Raw genomic sequence first — 17,619 nt, 5'->3', positions numbered from 1 at the left:
TTAATCTGGTTTTAAGATGCAACCCTATTCTGTACACTTCAACGCATGGCTAGAAAACGTTTTGATGATTCCAACTGCTCCGTCGCCCGCGCCCTGAATCAGGTGGGAGACTGGTGGTCCTTGCTTATTGTGCTGCACGCCATGTACGGCACCCGGCGCTTTGTGGATTTTCAGCAGGAACTGGGCATCGCAAAAAATATCCTGTGCGATCGCTTGGCCCGGTTAGTGGAAAACGGCGTCCTGAAGAAAGTGGATGTGGGCGAGCATGGCTCTCGTTTTGAGTATCGCCTCACCGAGAAGGGTCGTGATTTATTCCCGGTAGTCATTGCGCTGCGTCAATGGGGAGATAAGTGGAACCCCGCGCCCGACGAAGCCCCCTTGGATCTTCGAGACAGGGACACCGGGCAGCCAATTCAAACGGTTCAAGTTCAGAATGCCGAAGGCAAGCCAATCACCGTGCGAGATGTGTTTGTATCTGGCGAGCCGATGCTTGGCAGCAAAAAAGACCCCGCCTGACAATCCGCAAAACTACGCTCCCGACCTATTTCTTGAGTTGCATCAATCTGATGCCGGAACACGAATCACCTAATCGCAATTATTGCGCTATATCAAGTTTCCCATCTCCGTGGCCTTTAACCTGAGCACAACAACGATTCAGGTTAAGGAGATGTTTATGTCCCGTACGTTCAAACTCAGTGTTATAGCAGCCGCCGTTATGGCCGTTGCGCCCGCAGCCCAAGCTTTCGAGGGTGGTGATTTCATTCTACGTGCCGGGGCTGTTCATGTGGCACCCGATGATTCAAGCGATGTGATTAAAGTTGGCGGCGCACCGATTTTTGGAGCTGACGCACGGGTTTCTGTTGATACGAACACCCAACTCGGTATTCGTGCCACCTATATGTTTACCAGCAATCTGGGCGTAGGCGTGTTGGGCGCGACTCCGTTCAAGCACAACATCAATGGTGCCGGAGATCTTTACGGCGCAGGTAAGCTGGGTGAAACCAAGCACTTGCCACCAACACTGACATTGCAATACTTCCCAATGCACAGCTCTTCTGCGCTGCAGCCTTTCGTGGGCGTAGGCGTGAACTACACAACGTTTTTTGAAACCAAGACCACCAGCACACTAGATGGTGCTGTAGCTGCAACGGTACCGCTGGCAGGCGCTACCACTGAACTGGAGCTTGATGACAGCGTTGGCGTAGCGTTTGAAGCTGGTATCGATTATATGCTCAGTGAGAACTTTGGTTTGAACGCAGCGATCTGGTGGGCAGACATCAACACTGACGCTACCGTAAAAGTTTACGATGGCGCAGGTAACTTCGTTACTAACGCAGACACATTTGAAGTTGAGATCGACCCCATGGTTTACATGGTCGGCTTTACTTACAAATTCTGATCAGGATTCTGCAAACCAGAACCAAAAACGGAGCTGCTTAGGCTCCGTTTTTGGTTCTACGATTCACTATGAAAGCACCTACACTTGGGGCGGTGCTTTATTTGCGCTTTAGCTCTGGCTTTGGCGCTGTCCCGAAGAGCGACCACGCTGGCCATTATTGCCATTCTGGCTGCGTCCACCGCTACGCCCGCCCGGCTTATCACCGAAGCTACGGGGCTTGCCACCCGGGCGGCCGTTACCACCACTTCGGTTACGAGCCTTGCTCGGGTCCGCCTTGGCTTTAGGCTTCATGGCCACATGGTTTTTGGGCTCAAAACCTTCCATTTCCTTGCGCGGCAACTGCTTCTTGATCAGCTTTTCAATGCCAACCAGCATTTTGAGCTCATCAGCGCTTACCAGAGACAACGCATGTCCACTCTCGCCTGCTCGACCAGTCCGGCCGATACGGTGCACGTAGTCTTCCGGCACGTTAGGCAGTTCAAAGTTCACCACCTGAGGCAGCTGTTTGATGTCCAAACCACGGGCCGCAATATCCGTGGCAACCAACACGCGCACCTGACCTTGTTTGAAATCGGCCAAAGCGCGGGTGCGAGCACCTTGAGACTTATTGCCGTGAATAGCTGCTGCCGTGATGCCGTCTTTTTCCAGCTTCTGGGTCAAGCGGTTAGCACCGTGTTTGGTGCGGGTAAATACCAGCACTTGTTCCCAGCTGTTCTCACGAACCAACTTGCTCAACAGAGCGGTCTTCTGGCTCTGATCAACGGCATACACAGACTGCTTGACCGTTTCAGCGGTGGTGTTTCTAACCGCTACGTCGATCTGAACCGGATTATTCAGCAGGCCTTGGGCCAGTGCACGAATCTCACCGGAGAAGGTGGCTGAGAACAGCAGGTTCTGGCGCTTGGCGGGCAACAGAGCGAGAATTTTCTTGATGTCGCGAATAAAGCCCATATCCAGCATGCGGTCGGCTTCATCCAGTACCAGAATTTCCACTTCGTTAAACTTCACAGCGTTCTGCTGATACAAGTCCATCAAGCGGCCAGGGGTGGCAACCAGAACATCCAGACCTTTGCGCAGTTTCATCATCTGCGGATTGATTTTTACGCCACCAAAAACCACAGCGGCCTTGGTGGGAACATATTTGCTGTACAGGTTAACGCTATCGTGAACCTGTGCAGCCAACTCTCGTGTAGGTGCCAAAATAAGTACACGAGGGCCTTTGCCCGTGCGCGGTTTTTCAGCCAAACGCTGTAGTAACGGCAGGGTAAAGCCAGCGGTTTTGCCGGTACCCGTTTGAGCTGCCGCCATCACGTCCTTGCCAGAAAGCACGGCCGGAATGGCCTGAAGCTGAATGGGAGAAGGGGTATCGTAACCTTGATCGGCGGTGGCACGGACAAGCTGCTCGGACAAACCGAGTGAAGAAAAACTCATATATGATTAACTCTTGATTGTTCTGCCTCCACGAACACCGTTTTAGGCGAATGCGGGCAGATGCCATGAAGATTCATGGAATATTAGACGACTACAGTCACTCGCCGGTAATCGGGGTGACGTCCTCTGACAGGTCGTATGGATGGTTCGCAACGCGGCTGTAAGCCGGAAACTGCAGAATCCTTAGAGGCAGGATGCCGCGCACAGTAACAGACGCAAATCTGTTTGCCAACCGCTATCACAAAACAGCACCCGGTCCGCTGCAATCCCCTGAAGCCATAACTCATAGTCGGGTTTGCCATGAATCTCCCGCAACTGCAGGCCTGGCACATTTTCCGGTGCCTCCTTCACGCTTCTGGCATGGATTCTCTCAAGCTCTTTGGCGGCAACAACCAGCTCATGCGGATCAGTAACAAGTAGTTGACATTCCGCTTTAGCGGTATTAATAATGATTGTCATTAGTGTTACAAATCTCATTTGTGCCATAGATCTTCAGGGAGACCTTGTGCAGCCACGCAAACTGCCACCAGCCAGTCCACAGCCAAGTCTTGACCCTATCCGCGAAGCTTATTCGGCCCGAGTGCCACTTATGCCCTGGAAGGATAAAACCCCCTTCCCGGAGAGCGAGGTAGGCCGGCAGTGGGCCACCATTGAAGCTGCGGCACCAGACACGACGCCCAGACTGGCTTATGTGCATGTGCCTTTTTGCGCCAACCATTGCCTGTTTTGTGGTTTCTATAAGAACCACTACCATCGCAGCGCTTCCGCGCCTTACATTGATGCTGTTATTCAGGAAATTATCCGCGATGCCCGGCGCCCCTTTGTTGTCGGTGGCGCGCCTATCGAAGCCCTGTATCTCGGTGGCGGAACACCTACTGCTCTGGAAACACCAGACCTTGTCAGGCTGATTACAGCGCTGCGAACCCACCTGCCTCTGGCATCCGATTGTGAAATCACATTGGAGGGGCGCATTCTGCATTTTGATCAGGAGAAGGTAGAGGCCTCTCTGGCAGCTGGCGTCAATCGCATCTCCATTGGTGTCCAGAGCTTCAATACAGAGGTACGAAAAGCACAGGGGCGCAAAGCCGACAGAGAGCAGGCAATCCAATTTATCGAAAGCCTGATTGCGCGGCGGCAAGCGGCCATTGTGATCGACCTTATGTATGGGTTGCCCGGGCAGACGCCGGAAATCTGGCAACAGGACCTCAACACCAGTCTGGAACTGGCGCCGGACGGCCTGGATGTTTACTGCTTGAGCATGATTCCCGGCACCCCTCTGGGCAAAGCCGTTGCTTCCGGAAAAATGCCCCCTCCGGCCAGCCTTGCAGATCAGGGCAGCTACTACCAACAGGCCACCCGCACCCTTTCTGCTGCTGGTTGGCATCAGGTCAGCAATAGTCACTGGGCCAGAACCACCCGGGAACGCAACCGCTATAACCTGATGATCAAGGCGGGTGCCGACACTCTGGCTTTTGGATCCGGGGCCGGCGGCAGCATTGGTCAATTCAGCTATCACAACCAGAGCGATCTTGCGGCTTATCTTGAGCAGACCAGAAACGACCACAAAGCGTTGGGCGGCATGATGGTGGCAGACCACTGGCAAACGCTCAGGGAGAAAATCATTGCCGGGGTCGAAGTTGGCCGCCTGTCCTGGCGAGAGCTGGACGCAACCCTACCCGACCTGACGGGCGCGACCTCAGCCTGGGCCCGGCTGTCCGAGCAGTGGCAAGCGGCCGGGCTGGCCGTGCATGCCCATGAGACGCTCTGGCTCACCACGGCTGGGCGCTTCTGGGGCAACAACCTTCAGGCCCATGCCATCGAACTGCTGATTGCCCCACTGCAACAATCCCGAGCCATTGAGACGGGCCGCATTGCCTCAGATTGCGAATCCACTATCAACTGATACTCAGCAACACACCGGAGTTTTCTATGTCCAGCACCTCATCAGACAAGCAAGACAGCATCGCCACCCTTAAAGCCCGGCTGGCGGAAAGCGGCGACGGCATTCTTGAGAACATCGCCGCCGAACATCAGTTAAGCCTGATGGACGTCATTCAGTGCCTGCCTAACGCCCTGTGGACAAGGGTCAGAGGTGAGCACTTTACCGGCGTAATGAATGAGCTGGCCGAGTGGGGGCTGCTCAACATCATTGTTCACACCGAAGACGCCATTATCGAAGTACAAAGTCAGGTTCCTGAGGGGTCACTGGGGCATGGCTATTATAATCTGAAAGGTGGGCACCCCCTGAGCGGTCACCTGAAACCCGATCGGATAACCGATATTGTTTTCCTTACCCGCCCATTCATGGGTGTTGATACCGCCTCGATTCAGTTTCTTAACGGTCAGGGTAAGTGCGCCTTCAAAGTGTACGTGGGCCGTGACGAAACCCGGAGCCTGCGGCAGGACCAGTTGAAGCACTTCCACAGCCTGAAGAACCGCCTGTCTGCGGCTGCAACGGAGGCAGCACCATGTTGAACCCGGTATTGGTCCTCGGGGCCACCCGGGGGGTTGGACTGGAACTGGCGCAGCAGCTGCGCCTCAGGCAGATTCCGGTGACTGCGCTGGTGCGCCCTGGCTCACAGAGCGACCGACTGGCAGACATCGGAGTTCACCAGATACTTGGCGATGCAACCGATCCTGAAACTCTTGGCGTTGCTCTGCGCTCAGCAGGCGCAGGCGTTCGGGTGGTATCAACGCTTTCCGGCCGGCTGCCGGATGGTGAATGGGTTGAAGACATCGCTCACCGGGTTCTGGCCCGGATTGCCCAGAAGGCCGACGTCAAACGTATTGTTCTGGTGACATCCATTGGCTGCGGAGAAATGGCACCCTACCGCTCCGAGCGTGCCATTGTCGCCTTTGGAGCTGCCGTTGATGCCAAGACCCGAGGTGAAAACGCCATTCGTGCCAGCGGCCTGCCCTATACCTTCATTCGCCCCGGCGGCCTCATATCAGAACCGGCAACCGGGCGCGGCATACTCTCGGAAGATCCACAGATTCACGGCATGATCCATCGCGAAGACGTTGCCACCCTGATTTGTGAGGTGCTGTCCAACCCGGAAGCTGAAGGCCGGGCCTTCGCTGCGGTTGATCAGGATCAGGCACGATCAGACAACGCTCTGGTGGCTGCCTGCCTCTCAGCCTGAGCCTCGGATACTCCACCCTGTAACTCTGACCAAGGACCAACAAACATGTACAAACAGATTTTCGCTCTGGCATTACTGCCAGCTCTGGTAGCCTGCGGCTCAAGCTCCGACTCGAACATTGATACAACTCCCACACCGGAAGTGCCGGAAAGCGCCGCTTACATAACCATCGACAGTACCCATAACGAGCGTGTTTACCTGAACATGAACTCAGGAAGCACGTTTACAGAATCGGAAAAAACCGGCCAAGAGCTCTGGCACCTCTCCTATAAACGCTATAGTGGCTTTGCCCTGAATGGCGGCATTGCCGGCGATGGCGAGGTTGCCGGCTGCACCGCTCATCACTACCCACAGCTGTACGACGACAATGGCCAGCCGCAACCCGCCGAGTTCGAGACGCTTAACAAAGACAACACCCAGACAGACTTTGAAGCCGTCACAACAGAATCCTGTGACACACTCATCACTGACAGCCTCACCACCATCATCAACATGGATGACTGGCTGCAGGCAGCTTATGGCCCATCCGGCCCCAGCTTTGCCGCCAAAGATGACACCAGTAATGGTTGGATCATTCGCTCTGGCGACGCCGACGGCAATGGCCAGCACCACTATGCGCGGGTCAAGGTTGAAGAGGTTGGCTACGACTCTGGCACCACACCTACCACCCGCAAGCTGAAGCTGACCCGGGAACTCTGGGACAGCAACAGCCAGAGCTTCGGCGCTCAGGAGACCTCAGAATGGCTGGATTTCAGTGAACAGCGGGTTTACTGGAACATGAACACCAACAGTATTGTTAGCTCAGATCAGGCATGGGATCTGAGCATTGCCGTTAATGGCCGCTCCTGGGACCTGCAAACCAACGCTGGCGTTTCCGGCCCAGGTAATGGGGGCGTAGGTCTGGTGGTTCTCAATGGTGGCGAAGGTTCAGCCTGGGATGTGACCAACCCCGGCTCACCCGATCAGGTGTATACCTTATTTACCGATGCGGCTACTGGCGCACTTACTGATCCCGGTAATTTTGGCCCGCTGGAATACAACGTAACGGGCACCCACGACATGACTGCCAACTTCACGGTCTACCGGATTCACGACGGGCTGGAAGATTACCGGCTGCAGATTCTGAGCAATTATGGCGAGGATGATGACCAGGCCAGTGGCCACATTTACCTGCGCTATGAAAAACTCTGAGCCATCAACGCTGACCCGGATAACCGGCATTGCGCTTCTGGCGCTACTCGGTGGCTGCAATGATGGCGAAATTCGCTACCAGCAGACACCTGAGGCCGGCTACACACCGGATGCGCAACGGGGCATGGCGCTGTTCAACCGGAACTGCGCCGCCTGCCATGGCAGCAACGGGGAAGGCCGGGAACAAACCGGCGCCCCAGACATACGGCAGATTACAGAGGCCAATCTGAATCAGGCTATCCTCAATGTGCCACTGATGGCGGGCCTTCAGGCCCGGCTAGGCAGTGAAGAACGGGCTGACATAGTTGCCTATCTGGGCACCCTTGGGCAGCCATCGGCAAACCGCTTCCTGCCGGCATCCCCTTCGGTAAAAGCACTGGCTGCATCTTCCTCGCCTCAATGCGCCGGAGCCTGTCATCAGAACCGTTAAACTGGCATGAACTCATGATTCACTTCTGCTCTTTCAAACGTCACAGCAGGCTCTTCAGAATACTGTGTTTTTCTGTAGGATGGCTGATTATCTCCGCGCTGATGAGCGGGCCGGCATGGGGCAATGATGGCTACGTTATCATGATGCCTGCATTTAACACCGCGGATGAGGGCAGCCACTGGATGCGGGTCAGCCACCGGTTTAACGGCCCCATCAACAACGACCTTCTGCGTAACAGTTTTGGCATGGATCAGGGCTCCCGGGTACGGCTACAATGGGATTGGGCCGCCACCCGGAACCGGCAGTTCAGCCTATCACGCACCAGCCCTACCGGCATTATTGAAGCGAGCTGGCGGGAAAACTGGTGGCTGTCTCAGAGTAACCGCTGGCGCCTGCTGTCGGTTCTTGGCACCGGCATACAAACCGGTCAGAAAGAAGGGCGGGACGGGCGCAAAAACAGCGTCAATCTGGACGTGATGATGGGCTATCAGTCTGAACCCATTACCCTGACAACCGGCATCAGAGCCGCCAGCCAGACCAACCCCGGATTTGCCGGGGAAAGCGAAGGCTCACTGGGGGCTCAGCTTGCCGCCACCGTAAACTGGAACAGTTGGCACGCTGCGTCACTGGAACTACTGCAACCGATGGCGGGGTTTCGCGGCAGCAACAGAAACCCGCGGATTGTCGCCGCCTGGGACATCAACACCGGTTTCCATCGCTTTCGCATTACTCTAGCTAATCATCGTGACCTCAACAGTCACGAAGTACTGGCGCCACTGGCAATGACAGATTCCCGGGATGCCTATGCCGGATTTGTCATCAGCCGCCGTTTTTGACAGTGCAGCAGGTTCAGCCACAAAAAACGGCCATAGCTGTAAGGAAACACGTAAAAATCAGTGCGCCAGCGCTTCCTTCGCTTCACCTGCGGTAACTGTTTCAGGATAAATTGACGGAACTTTCAGGCGTGCTTGTCTAACAGCTTTACTCAAGAGCCAAACAGCGCTGAGCGCAAAGGCCGGAGAAAAGCACGGGGTTCGCCTCTGCGGACCTTGGTTTTCCTGCCATCAAACTCAATGTAGCCATCTTCAATCGGATCAAACCGCAGAACTTTCACATCCGCCAAATAATTCTGCGCGGCTTTCCACGGGCCGTGGGTGCCCTGACGGGGAAGGCGATCCGCTGCACGCTTAACGTAACCTGCGTCCAAGGCGCCCATCACCGTATCCTCACCCAAGCTGTTTTCATTATCTTTGGCGACCGCCATACCCACTTTGTACTGATCCATGTAGTTGATCAGTCGGCATAGATATTCACTGGCAATATCGGCTTTTAGGGTCCAGGAGATATTGGTGTAACCAAAAATCATACCTGCATTAGGCACGCCCTCTAGCATCACATTCTTGTATATAACCTTTTGTTTTAGAAGCACTTCTTGGCCATCCACTTTCGGCTTGATGCCCCCAAGCATTTGAATATCCAAGCCAGTTGCAGGAACGATGATATCCGCATCCAGATGCTCACCAGATTTGAGGCGGATACCGGTTTCAGTAAAGCGCTCAATGTGATCCGTCGCCATGGAAGCCTTGCCCGCTTTCAATGCACCAAACAGGTCACCATCTTTCACCACGCACAAGCGTTGATCCCAAGGGTTGTAGTCTGGAGTGAAGTGGCGCATGTCGATTTGATCACCCACTTGACGCCTGATAACGCCCAAAAACAACCGACGCATGGATTTCGGGTTCTTACGGGAACGTTGGTAAAGAAGCCGGGCAACGGTGATATTACGAGCCCGAGTGAGCCGGTATGCAGCTTTTGCAGGTAACACCTTCTGAATACCGAGAGTTACCTTATCTATCGATGGCAGGGGCATCAGATAGGTAGGCGAGCGCTGCAACATGGTTACATGCTCGGCTTTTTCGGCCAGCGTGGGCACCAGCGTAATCGCCGTCGCGCCGCTACCAATAACGACAACCTTTTTACCCGTGTAATCCAGGTTTTCGGGCCAGTGCTGCGGGTGGACAACCTGTCCTTTAAACTCCGCTTCGCCGGGAAAATCGGGCTTGTAGCCCTGATCGTAATTGTAGTAGCCGGTGCAACCAATCATAAAACTGGCGGTATAGCTTTCGGTTTTGCCTGTTGTTTCATTCAGCGCCGTTAGCGTCCAGCGCTTGTCCACACTCGACCAGTCTGCGGTTTTTACCGCAAGGCCATAACGGATGTGCTGTCCAATGCCATGTTCTTGCGCGGTTTCACTAACGTAGTTTTTGATGGATGCACCATCCGCCAGCACCTTACCGCCAGTCCACGGGCGGAAATTGTAGCCAAAGGTAAACATGTCGGAATCGGATCGAATACCAGGGTAACGGAACAAATCCCAAGTACCGCCTAGGGACTGGCGCCGCTCCAGAATAGCAAATGTCTTGCCGGGACATTCCCGCTTCAAATGACAAGCCATACCTATGCCAGACACCCCGGCACCGATAATCAATACGTCAAAGTGCTGCTCGCTCATAGCCGGCCTCTCAATTTCGCTGTCGTTATTCAGTTAACACATTGAGAATCACGATAGCGCAACCGGGTACCGATAGTGGTTGGCAGGTGGGGTCTAAAACCCCTGATATTAGGCCAGCTTGCGAATACTGGCTGCAGCGTGCTCGGCCCACACTCCGTAGGCATCCAATCCTGGATGAAAGCCGTCCGAAGCCATGAAACCGGGCTCTAAAGGAAAGGAAATGCAAAGATACTCAAGGCTGCCCACCCCAGAGTTCCAGTTATTACAGAGGTTCTCCATCAACGTGTTCAGCTGTTTGGCCCGCATACCCAGATACCAGCGTAAAGGCTGCGGCAAGGCTGGAAAAAGATGCATAGGAGGAATGGCGGTAAAAATAACGCGGGTGGCGCTCATGCCATTAATTAATCGGTCCGACAGCTCATTGAGTGCAGTAAGCCACTGCCTGTTACCAGTGCGGCCAGTCACATCGTTAACACCAACAGAAACCAACACAACGTCATAATGATTATGAGGCGAGGCATTGAGCGCAGCCAAAACATCGGCCGCTTTGTGGCCAGTCTCTGCCAACAAGCGCCAAATAACGCGGTGATCGCTGGCAAGCTCGCGAACCAACTGGCCCGCCAGCGCATCCTGCTGAGTAGTCACTCCCACCCCGGCGGCAGCCGAGTCCCCGAGAATAAGCAGGCGGAGTTCCGGTCCTTCGCCAAGGCTACCCTGACGGTCCCCTTCAGGCTCCTGCAAGCTCGGAGTTACCCGGCGTACATAGCGCCCCTGACCGATAAGCACCGGTGCCAGCGCAAGCGTCGACAAGGGGTACAACATAGCGACTACGCCCGTTCAATCGTGGTGGCCAATCGGGCCTTCGGTAAACAGGAATTCCCGCAGGTGCTTATCCATCACTGGATCTCTTCTGCGTATCCACTCCAGTACCATGGCGGCGTGTTCCTTTTCTTCATCGCGATTGTGCTCAAGAATTGCTTTCAGTTCCGGATCCTTGCAAGCGTCCATCCGCTGGTTGTACCAATCTACCGCTTCAAACTCTTCCATTAGGGAGCTTACGGCCCGGTGCATCTCTCGGGTTTCATCAGTCAATTCGCCAACAGGTTCGTGATAACTTTCGTTCGCCATAAAAGAAACCTTTTATCCGATAGTGAATGAGGTAATTCTCAGCATAGTTGTACGCTCTGACAATAGACCAAAATACGCCACCAAAACACCTTAGCTTAGTTTGAGCCACCGCAAAAGCTATGGCAAAGTCGAACACCAAACTGATCCGGATAGCACCCTATGAAAACTGTTTTCTCACCTTTGCACAGCCTCCGTTCTGCTAAAACCGAGCTGGATGGCGGAATCCTGATCGAACCCCATGAAAAGCCATCCCGTGCGGAGACCATTCTGGCCCGAGTGAGGTCACAAACTCTGGGAGAAGTGATTGAGCCAGACGAGTTTGGTTTGGAACCTGTAAAGCGGGTGCATACAGCCGATTACGTGGAGTTTCTGGAACATTGCTGGGCAGATTGGGTGGCTGAAGGGAAACCGGGGGAGGCTATTCCAGCTGTGTGGTGTGGCCGGGGTATGCGACCCCGCATGCCCAAAGACATTGATGGCCGCCTTGGGTACTTTAGCTTTGCAGCCGAAACCTCCATTTCTAACGGTACTTGGGAAGCAGCCTGCGCCTCTGCCAACGTCGCACTAACAGCACAAAAGTTGGTCGCAAACGGCGAAAGGGCTGCGTTTGCGCTGTGTCGCCCACCCGGCCATCACGCCCATGCTGATCTCTTCGGGGGCTACTGCTTCTTCAACAACGCCGCCATTGCTGCACAGGCGTTTCGAGACCAAGGCTACGAACGTGTTGCCATTCTGGATGTGGATTTTCACCATGGCAATGGCACGCAGGCCATTTTCTACGATCGCAGTGATGTGCTGACCATCAGCCTGCACGGAGACCCCGACCTCGTGTTCCCCCACTTTCTGGGCTTTGAAGATGAAACCGGAGAAGGCGATGGGAAAGGCTATAATCTCAACGTGATTTATCCTCCCGGAACGCCTTACAGTGAGTGGAGCAGAGGATTGGAAACAGCCTGTAAACGTATTGCCGATTTCCAACCAAGCGCCCTGATAATTGCGTTGGGTGTGGATACTTTCGAGGAAGATCCGATTTCATTCTTTAAGCTGAAATCAACAGACTATGTCTCACTGGGCGAACGTATTGCCCAACTCGGGCTGCCTACCGTGTTCACTATGGAAGGCGGCTACGATGTGGACGCCATTGGAGTGAATGTGGTGAACGTGATGCAGGGCTTTGAGTCCGAGAAACAATAAACAACTAGACGACCGGTCTAATCATCTTTACCATGGCGCCATGAATCGACATAAAGACACCTGCCAACACCTACTGACTACTGGTCGCGATATTCTCGCGGCGCAAGGTTTCAGCTCGGTTGGCCTGAGCGCTATTCTCCAGCAAGCAGGTGTGCCGAAAGGCTCCTTCTACCACTACTTCCGGTCGAAAGAGAGCTTTGGCCAAGCGGTACTGGAGGCTTACTTTGTCGATTACATGGACAATCTGGAGACTCGATTCAGTGATAGCAGCGAGTCGGCACTAGATCGACTCATGAGGTACTGGCACGACTGGCAGCAACAATACTGCGGCCCTGTAGGTTTGAGGGACTGTTTAGTGGTGAAGCTGAGCGCTGAAGTCGCCGATTTATCTGAAGCCATGCGCCTGACATTGAAAGACGGCACTGACCGGATTATCGGCGGGATTACCCGATGCGTCGAAGCCGCCATTACTGAAGGTTCTATACCTGACCAAAACGCCCGACAACTGGCGGCAAGTCTTTATCAGCTTTGGCTTGGCGCAAGCCTGCTGACCAAGCTTCATCGAGACGACCAACACATGGCGCATGCCATGGCCTGCACTCAAAAACTGCTCATAAATTAGATCAACGTTTATCTAATGCGGACTGTTTTTTGCCTAAAACCTAGTCGACCGGTCTATTTTATATCTACAAAATCAACATTAAGGATTCCAAATGAATAACTTTAATTTTTACAACCCAACCCGCATCGCCTTCGGTGAAGGCAAAATTGCCGAGCTCGATAAACTTGTCCCTAAAAATGCCAAGGTACTCGTACTGTTTGGTGGTGAAAGCGCTCGCCGCACCGGCACTTTGGGTGAAGTCACCCAAGCACTTGGCGACCGTCAAGTAACCGAGTTTGGCGGTATTGAGCCAAACCCAAGCTTTGAAACGTTGACCAAAGCCGTTGCACAGGTGCGCGAACAGAATATAGATTTCCTGCTAGCTGTAGGTGGTGGGTCAGTCATCGATGGCACTAAGTTTGTAGCGGCAGCCGCGGTTTTTGAGGGTGATGAATGGGATATCCTTCTCAAAGGCGGCAGCAATATTAAAAGCGCACTACCTTTTGGTTCGGTGCTGACTCTCCCTGCCACAGGCTCTGAGATGAACAAAGGTGCCGTGGTCACTCGTCGGTCGCTGAAGGCGAAGTTACCGTTCCATAGTGACCTTGTATTTCCGCAGTTTTCAATACTCGACCCCACTAAAACTTACACCTTACCTCTGCCTCAGGTGGGCAATGGCGTTGTAGATGCCTTCGTTCATGTGGTCGAACAGTATCTAACCTACCCAGCTCAGTCGCCCGTACAGGATCGTTTTGCAGAAGGCCTACTACTGACACTCTCCGAAATCGGCGAACAAGCCATCGCGGAGCCCGAGAACTATCAGGTTAGGGCCAGCCTAATGTGGACAGCGACATTGGCTCTGAATGGGCTTATTGGTAGCGGTGTGCCCCAAGATTGGGCCACACACATGCTGGGGCATGAACTGACCGCCTTGCACAATCTGGATCACGCTCAGACGTTAGCCATTGTGCTGCCATCAATGCTACGTGAGCGCAAAGCATCCAAACTGGACAAATTGGTTCAGTACGGCGAGCGGGTGTGGGGTATTCGTGAGGGAAGCACTGAGGAAAAAGCCGAGGCCGCGATTGCCAAAACTCAAGACTTCTTCGAGTCACTCGGTGTTAAAACGCGCCTTGGCGACTACGGCCTTGGCGAAGAGCACATCGAGCCATTGATCAAAAGCCTCGAAAGCCACGGTATGACAGCGCTTGGTGAGCACGGCAACGTCACGCCCGATGTATGCCGTCGGGTGCTTCAAGCAAGCCTGTAAGCAAAAACCGTTTTTCTTTTGCGGGGCCCTGAAACTTCAGGTGCCCCTTTTTTGCTTACACGGTTGGCAAATTCAGCCTTTGAAACCCTTGCCTACAACATAAACTTCCCGGGAGCGGGCGCGGGAAGAATCTGGCTTACGCACCACCACCTTATCGAATACCTCTCTAGCGGCTTTCAAATACTCATCGTAGCCTTCGCCTTGAAACACCTTGGCCACAAAGCTGCCCTTGGGTTTGAGTACCTGTCCAGCCATATCCAAAGCAAGTTCCACCAAGTACATCGACGAGGCCTGATCAGCTACAGTGACACCACTGATATTCGGAGCCATGTCAGAAATCACAACATCCACACGGCTATCGCCGAGCGCTTCCATAATGGCATCGAATACCGAGTCTTCTGTAAAGTCTCCTTGCACAAACTCCACACCGGCAACGGCATCCATTGGCAATATGTCTGACGCCAACACCCTGCCCTTGTGGCCCACCAGATTGACCGCCACCTGCGACCAACCTCCCGGCGCCGAGCCAAGGTCCATCACCACCATGTTGGGATGAATTAACCTGTCTTTTTTGTTGATTTCAAGAAGTTTGTAACTGGCCCGGGAGCGATAGCCATCGACCTGCGCCTGTTTCACGAAGGGATCGTTTACGTGCTCATCAAGCCAGCGGCCACTGCTTTTGGAACGTGCCATAGGGGTTCTTTAAAAGGTGTATCAAAAAAGGGGTTACTCAAGCTTTCATTGTACGTGTCGCGGGCACTCCCGGCAAAACCCTGACAACCACACGAACCGCACGTACAATTGCCGCATTATTTTCCGATTTCTTATACTCGGCATCTGAACCGCCATTGGCGGCTAGAGACCGCGCAGGACCTATTATGATCCGCCTTACCGAACTGGCGCTGCCGCTGGATCACCCCGAAAGCGCCCTCCGGGCCGCGATACTCGAACGCTTGGGCATCATTGATGCCGATCTGGTGGATTTCACCGTATTCAAGCGCAGCTACGACGCCCGTAAGAAAAACACTGAGATCAAGTTCGTTTACATTGTTGATCTGAACGCGCGCAATGAAGACGCCATTCTCGCCCGTTTCGAAAAAGACCAGCACATCCGGCAAGCACCCGATACCGCCTATTACCCAGTTGCTAAGGCACCCGCCGGCCTAACCGAACGCCCGATTGTGATCGGATTCGGCCCCTGCGGCCTTTTCGCGGCTCTGATTCTAGCCCAGATGGGATTCCGGCCCATTGTGCTGGAGCGCGGCACAGACGTACGCCGCCGCACCAAAGACACTTGGGCCTTGTGGCGGAAAAAGCAGCTATCGCCAGAATCGAACGTACAGTTCGGCGAAGGCGGTGCGGGCCTATTCTCCGACGGCAAGCTGTACAGCCAGATAAAAGACCCGAAGTTCTATGGCCGTAAGGTCATGCATGAGTTTATCCGGGCCGGAGCACCCGATGAAATTTTGTACGTAAGCAAGCCCCACATAGGCACCTTCCGGCTTACTGGCGTGGTGGCTACCATGCGTGAGGAGATCATCCGCCTTGGGGGCGAGATCCGCTTTGAAAGCAAAGTCACCAATCTGAGCGTTCGCGATGGCCGTGTTGCCGGGGTCGAATTGGCCTCCGGCGAGCGATTAGACAGCCGATATGTGATTCTGGCGCTTGGGCACAGCGCGCGCGACACCTTCCGCATGCTCCAACGGAACGACGTTTTTATTGAAGCCAAGCCCTTTGCCATCGGCTTTCGCATCGAGCATCCGCAATCGCTGATCGACAATGCGCGGTTGGGCAAATACGCCGGTCACCCGGCCTTAGGTGCAGCAGACTACAAGCTGGTGTACCACGCCAGCAACGGTCGGGCAGTCTACAGTTTCTGTATGTGCCCGGGCGGCACGGTGGTGGCGGCAACCTCTGAGCCTGAACGAGTTGTTACCAACGGCATGAGCCAATACTCCCGCAACGAACGCAACGCCAATGCCGGTATTGTTGTAGCCATTCACCCAGAGGAAGACTTCCCCGGAGGCCCCCTGGCCGGAGTGGAATTTCAAGAGGCGCTGGAATCCCGAGCGTACACACTCGGCGGTAGTGATTATTGCGCTCCTGCCCAGCTGGTGGGGGACTTCATCAAACGCAAAGCGTCTACCGAATTGGGCGAAGTGGAGCCCTCCTACAAGCCCGGTATCAAGTTAGGGGATTTAGCGCCTTCACTGCCGCCTTACGCCATCGAAGCCATCCGTGAAGCCCTACCGGCTTTCGGCAAACAGATCCGAGGTTTTGACCGAAAAGACGCCATTTTGACCGGCATTGAAACTCGAACATCTTCGCCCGTGCGCATCACCAGAGATCGCACCAGCCTACAAAGCCTAAACACCCGTGGCCTGTATCCAGCCGGTGAAGGTGCAGGCTATGCTGGCGGCATTCTTTCTGCTGGCGTGGACGGTATCAAAGTTGCTGAGGCGCTGGCCCTAGCCATGCTGGACGATCTGGAAAATAACAGCGGAGCTCATAAGTGAAGCTGGATGACATCAAAAAGTTACACCACAAAAAATACCGGCAGTCGCTGAGCCATTATTTGGTTGAAGGCGAACATCTGGTTTTGGAACTGCAAAAAGCAGCTACTCACAAACCTGAACTGAGCTTATCCGAGTTGTATGTAACAGGCGGGTATGAACAGTGGGCCAGCCCGTTCAAAACCCATCAAGTGAGCGAGCGCCAGATGTCCCAGCTCGCCGACACCCGCACGCCTCAGGGCATTCTCGCCGTAGTGCCCATGCCAAACAGCGAGAGCCTGCCTGCGCCAAAACCCGGCGAAAAAACCGTTTACCTGCACGAAGTTCAAGATCCGGGTAACCTCGGGACTATTTTGCGCACACTGGCTTGGTTTGGCGGCTTTCGCTGCCTGCTCAGCCCCGGTAGTGTTGACCCTTACAATCCAAAAGTGGTGCGCGCCAGCATGGGCGCTATCTTCCACGTACCGATTGAAACCGAAGTACCTCTAGCTGGCTTAAACAGCCGCTACAAGTCTATTGCCTGCCTCGATCTAAACGGCGACAGGTTGACCGCCGAGTCGTTCCAACAGCACGATTGCTACCTGTTCGGCAACGAGGCCCGAGGCGTGCCAGCCGAAGCATTGGATCAGTTGGGGGCAACTCCCTACACCATCGTGGGCAAAGGCGAGATTGAATCCCTTAATTTAGCCTCGGCAGTCAACATGTGTACCTATGAGTTGGCTCGGGGTTACACATTATCAAATGGAGTACAATAACTAGAGTTCTAAGCAACACCTACAGTCGGACTTTCAACCGCCAAACTTGAAG

The 17,619-nt window shown here is 54.3% G+C and carries 19 protein-coding genes; 13 read left to right on the top strand and 6 right to left on the bottom strand.

Going from position 1 to position 17,619, the window contains the following annotated elements:
• Positions 1 to 45 precede the first annotated feature (45 nt).
• Both KO508_RS03405 and KO508_RS03400 read left to right on the top strand, forming a co-directional pair.
• Positions 46 to 516, top strand: a complete 471-nt coding sequence (locus KO508_RS03405; protein WP_216006905.1) for a winged helix-turn-helix transcriptional regulator — start codon at positions 46 to 48, stop codon at positions 514 to 516.
• 157 nt (positions 517 to 673) lie between these two features.
• Positions 674 to 1,399, top strand: coding sequence for an OmpW/AlkL family protein (locus KO508_RS03400; RefSeq protein WP_216006904.1), 726 nt, complete (start codon positions 674 to 676; stop codon positions 1,397 to 1,399).
• A gap of 108 nt (positions 1,400 to 1,507) precedes the next feature.
• Here the strand turns inward: KO508_RS03400 and KO508_RS03395 are convergent, their stop codons facing one another.
• Together KO508_RS03395 and KO508_RS03390 are read right to left on the bottom strand one after the other, a co-directional pair.
• Positions 1,508 to 2,830: a DEAD/DEAH box helicase gene (locus tag KO508_RS03395; protein WP_216006903.1), complete on the bottom strand. Its 1,323-nt coding sequence runs from the start codon at positions 2,828 to 2,830 to the stop codon at positions 1,508 to 1,510.
• Positions 2,831 to 3,013: 183 nt separating this feature from the next.
• Positions 3,014 to 3,289, bottom strand: coding sequence for a hypothetical protein (locus tag KO508_RS03390; RefSeq protein ID WP_216006902.1), 276 nt, complete (start codon positions 3,287 to 3,289; stop codon positions 3,014 to 3,016).
• Positions 3,290 to 3,335: 46 nt separating this feature from the next.
• Between KO508_RS03390 and hutW the strand changes: the two genes are divergently transcribed.
• From hutW to KO508_RS03360, 6 genes are all read left to right on the top strand, one after another.
• On the top strand, positions 3,336 to 4,733 hold the full coding sequence (gene hutW / locus KO508_RS03385) for a heme anaerobic degradation radical SAM methyltransferase ChuW/HutW (protein ID WP_216006901.1): 1,398 nt from the start codon (positions 3,336 to 3,338) through the stop codon (positions 4,731 to 4,733).
• A gap of 26 nt (positions 4,734 to 4,759) precedes the next feature.
• Entirely contained in the window at positions 4,760 to 5,305 is a 546-nt protein-coding gene (hutX, locus tag KO508_RS03380) for a heme utilization cystosolic carrier protein HutX (RefSeq protein WP_216006900.1), read from the top strand.
• Positions 5,299 to 5,973 (top strand): SDR family oxidoreductase, encoded by a 675-nt coding sequence (locus KO508_RS03375; RefSeq protein WP_216006899.1) that lies wholly within the window; start codon positions 5,299 to 5,301, stop codon positions 5,971 to 5,973. The genes hutX and KO508_RS03375 overlap by 7 nt, the downstream gene beginning before the upstream one ends.
• 45 nt (positions 5,974 to 6,018) lie before the next feature.
• On the top strand, positions 6,019 to 7,164 hold the full coding sequence (locus KO508_RS03370; RefSeq protein ID WP_216006898.1) for a hypothetical protein: 1,146 nt from the start codon (positions 6,019 to 6,021) through the stop codon (positions 7,162 to 7,164).
• Positions 7,130 to 7,594 (top strand): c-type cytochrome, encoded by a 465-nt coding sequence (locus tag KO508_RS03365; RefSeq protein WP_216006897.1) that lies wholly within the window; start codon positions 7,130 to 7,132, stop codon positions 7,592 to 7,594. The genes KO508_RS03370 and KO508_RS03365 overlap by 35 nt, the downstream gene beginning before the upstream one ends.
• 101 nt (positions 7,595 to 7,695) lie before the next feature.
• The gene (locus tag KO508_RS03360; RefSeq protein ID WP_216006896.1) at positions 7,696 to 8,430 is read left to right on the top strand and encodes a DUF5777 family beta-barrel protein; all 735 of its coding nucleotides are present in this window, start codon (positions 7,696 to 7,698) and stop codon (positions 8,428 to 8,430) included.
• Positions 8,431 to 8,579: 149 nt separating this feature from the next.
• Here KO508_RS03360 and KO508_RS03355 read toward each other — a convergent pair whose 3' ends face one another.
• The 3 genes from KO508_RS03355 to KO508_RS03345 all read right to left on the bottom strand — a co-directional run bounded on the left by KO508_RS03355 (position 8,580) and on the right by KO508_RS03345 (position 11,234).
• Entirely contained in the window at positions 8,580 to 10,106 is a 1,527-nt protein-coding gene (locus tag KO508_RS03355) for a flavin-containing monooxygenase (protein WP_216006895.1), read from the bottom strand.
• A gap of 108 nt (positions 10,107 to 10,214) precedes the next feature.
• Positions 10,215 to 10,928 carry an SGNH/GDSL hydrolase family protein gene (locus KO508_RS03350; RefSeq protein ID WP_216006894.1) on the bottom strand — a complete coding sequence of 238 codons (714 nt, stop codon included), beginning with the start codon at positions 10,926 to 10,928 and terminating at the stop codon, positions 10,215 to 10,217.
• A 15-nt stretch (positions 10,929 to 10,943) separates the two neighbouring features.
• On the bottom strand, positions 10,944 to 11,234 hold the full coding sequence (locus KO508_RS03345) for an encapsulin-associated ferritin-like protein (RefSeq protein WP_200362683.1): 291 nt from the start codon (positions 11,232 to 11,234) through the stop codon (positions 10,944 to 10,946).
• 159 nt (positions 11,235 to 11,393) lie between these two features.
• Here KO508_RS03345 and KO508_RS03340 point away from each other — a divergent pair, with 159 nt between their 5' ends.
• The 3 genes from KO508_RS03340 (at position 11,394) to KO508_RS03330 (ending at position 14,299) form a co-directional block, all read left to right on the top strand.
• Positions 11,394 to 12,428, top strand: a complete 1,035-nt coding sequence (locus tag KO508_RS03340) for a histone deacetylase family protein (protein WP_216006893.1) — start codon at positions 11,394 to 11,396, stop codon at positions 12,426 to 12,428.
• A gap of 40 nt (positions 12,429 to 12,468) precedes the next feature.
• The gene (locus KO508_RS03335) at positions 12,469 to 13,050 is read left to right on the top strand and encodes a TetR/AcrR family transcriptional regulator (RefSeq protein WP_216006892.1); all 582 of its coding nucleotides are present in this window, start codon (positions 12,469 to 12,471) and stop codon (positions 13,048 to 13,050) included.
• 91 nt (positions 13,051 to 13,141) lie between these two features.
• Positions 13,142 to 14,299, top strand: a complete 1,158-nt coding sequence (locus tag KO508_RS03330) for an iron-containing alcohol dehydrogenase (protein WP_216006891.1) — start codon at positions 13,142 to 13,144, stop codon at positions 14,297 to 14,299.
• A gap of 72 nt (positions 14,300 to 14,371) precedes the next feature.
• Here KO508_RS03330 and rlmE read toward each other — a convergent pair whose 3' ends face one another.
• Positions 14,372 to 14,992: a 23S rRNA (uridine(2552)-2'-O)-methyltransferase RlmE gene (rlmE, locus tag KO508_RS03325; RefSeq protein WP_216006890.1), complete on the bottom strand. Its 621-nt coding sequence runs from the start codon at positions 14,990 to 14,992 to the stop codon at positions 14,372 to 14,374.
• A 185-nt stretch (positions 14,993 to 15,177) separates the two neighbouring features.
• Here rlmE and KO508_RS03320 point away from each other — a divergent pair, with 185 nt between their 5' ends.
• Positions 15,178 to 16,815: an NAD(P)/FAD-dependent oxidoreductase gene (locus KO508_RS03320; RefSeq protein ID WP_216006889.1), complete on the top strand. Its 1,638-nt coding sequence runs from the start codon at positions 15,178 to 15,180 to the stop codon at positions 16,813 to 16,815.
• Complete coding sequence (locus KO508_RS03315) at positions 16,812 to 17,567, top strand: TrmH family RNA methyltransferase (protein WP_216006888.1); 756 nt, start codon at positions 16,812 to 16,814, stop codon at positions 17,565 to 17,567. The genes KO508_RS03320 and KO508_RS03315 overlap by 4 nt, the downstream gene beginning before the upstream one ends.
• Positions 17,568 to 17,619 lie beyond the last annotated feature (52 nt).

This window comes from Marinobacter salexigens (assembly GCF_018860765.1).
GTDB classification, from domain to species: Bacteria; Pseudomonadota; Gammaproteobacteria; order Pseudomonadales; family Oleiphilaceae; genus Marinobacter; species Marinobacter salexigens_A.
The sequence above is the reverse complement of the archived record's forward strand: the minus strand, read 5'-3'. Positions and strand labels throughout refer to the sequence as shown.